Here is a 2,247-nt window from a genome sequence, read left to right on the forward strand (position 1 = left end):
GGGCAAAATAATGGAGTAGACACTTTTACAGTAAACAAAACTGGTGATGTTGTAGCTAATACTTTTACAGGTGATGGCTCTGCTTTAACTAATTTACCTAATACAACATTCGAAAATTTAACAGACACACCAGCTAACTTTACAGGTAGTGCTGGTAAATTTGCAAGGGTAAATACTGGTGAATCGGCTTTAGAGTTTACAGAAGATGTTATTAGAGTTTATGATGACAGTCCTATTAAACCAATATTTTGGGGTGGTACTAAAGCTCAATATTATGCTAAATTTGGTACAAATTATAATCATCCTTTAACTGATGATATTTTTGTTAGTGATTCCATCCCACCACCATTAACTGCTGCTGATATTATAAATGTGCCAGCAGGTAATCAAACAAATACAGACTTACAAGCGGCTATAAATGATCTACAAACACAACTAGATTCAGGAGGTGGTGTTGGAGCAGATGGACAAAACGGAGCTGATGGCGTAGTAGATGGTATTGCTTTAGATCATCAAACTAAAAAAGCTTTAGAGTATTTAAAGGGTTATAATACACTTAATTATTTTAACAAAGCAGATTTACAGGATGGTTATATAGCTAATAATACAAGTGAAGTTATTACACCGCCTACAGCAAGCGAAAAAGTGTCTGGTAAGATATTTTTAGATAGTGGTGATTATGCTTTATATGGTATTGACTCAGATATATATGGTTTTATACAAAAGTTTCAAACAGATGGCACATATATAGCTACTGAGCAATATTTTGGAACAAACAAAACTGTAAACTTTAACATGCCATTTAAAGGCTATGTAATTATGGATGTCAACAGAAAAGTAACAACGTCTATAGATGCTATTATTCTTTCTGATTACGATACTAATTTTAACGCCTCATCAAATAAAACAATGTATGGTACATACGCACCTTACAAGCCTTATTTTGATGATTTACCAGAGGTTATTACTGAACCCACCGACAATCTTTTAGAAGTTGATAATCTATTACCGTATAGTGGCTCAGAAAGTGCTTATGCAGAAACCTATTTACGAATAGATGTTGCAGGGGGCGAGTGGGTAAGTATTTACGATGGCTTTAATTTATACAGCACTACAAGAAAACTAATCGTAGAGTTTGATAGTGGCGATACTGAAATAGCAAGCTATATACCAAACGTACTAAACCAAACCTATAAGCAACATAAATTAAATGCCTCAACAGCTTATTTTTATGTGTTGCTATGGACTAAAGACAATGCATCTACTTGGGGTGGTTCAAGATTAGACAAAGATAGGCTTAAAGTAAACATGCGCATTAATTTAGGTGAATATTTTACGCAAGAAACCAAGCCTTTTAGAATAAAATCTATTAACGGTGTAGATTACGATTACCCGATAAACAAATTTAAAGCTAAAAAAATAGCTGCCTTTGGCGATAGCACTATGGATGCGTCTAATCCAACCGCAAGCCCTGGCAGTTTTATGGACGAGTTTTGGAAAGACGAAGAAGCAACTGTTAGAAATTACGGCACAGGAAGCGCAGGATTAACCGATTGGAATGATACCGCAGTAGTTTCAGATGGAACACCAAGTGGTTCGTCTCACGATAACGTGGTTTCAAATCAAATTGAAGAAATGATTGCAGAAGGATATGTGCCAGATATAGTTGTGTTAAGTGGTGGTACAAATGATGCTTTTAGAAGTCGAGTATCTGGAACTTTAGCGACTACAATAACAGATTATCAAACCAGTTTAGTCTCTTTAAATAAAGAGGAAATTTACGGCATATTATTTTGGGCTTATAAGCGCATAAAAACACATGCACCAAATTGTAAAATATATTTTGCATTGCCGTTTAAAGGAAACTCTTATGCTAATTCAGGTTTTGAAAATCACAACACAAACCTAGCACCTATTTTAACTAATTATAAAGAGGTGGCTAATGTGTTAGGAGTTGAAATAATTGATTTAAACACTAATTTTTTAAACGCTTTAGAAACGACATTACCTAGCGAAGATTTTACAGACAATTTGCATCCATCAGATTTAGCAGAACGCAAGGCTTATAAAAAAACTTACGAAATTTTAAAAAACAACTTATAAAATGAAAAATATAATTTTATATATCGCCTTAATAATATCGTTTTGTGCCACATCACAAGTTAGAATAACTGGTGGCGTAGTAAGTAACGCTGGTGCAAAAGGCGAAACAGGGAATAATGGATTAGGCGTTCCTAGCGGTGGTAC

The 2,247-nt window shown here is 34.5% G+C and carries 1 protein-coding gene; it reads left to right on the top strand.

Annotated features, from left to right (window positions below; genetic code table 11):
* A partial coding sequence (locus AADI82_RS14975; protein ID WP_341217213.1) for an SGNH/GDSL hydrolase family protein occupies window positions 1-2,103 on the top strand: 2,103 nt, incomplete at its 5' end.
* Between the last annotated feature and the right edge of the window lie 144 nt (window positions 2,104-2,247).

It is taken from the genome of uncultured Wocania sp. (genome assembly GCF_964021735.1).
Classification (GTDB): domain Bacteria; phylum Bacteroidota; class Bacteroidia; order Flavobacteriales; family Flavobacteriaceae; genus Wocania_A.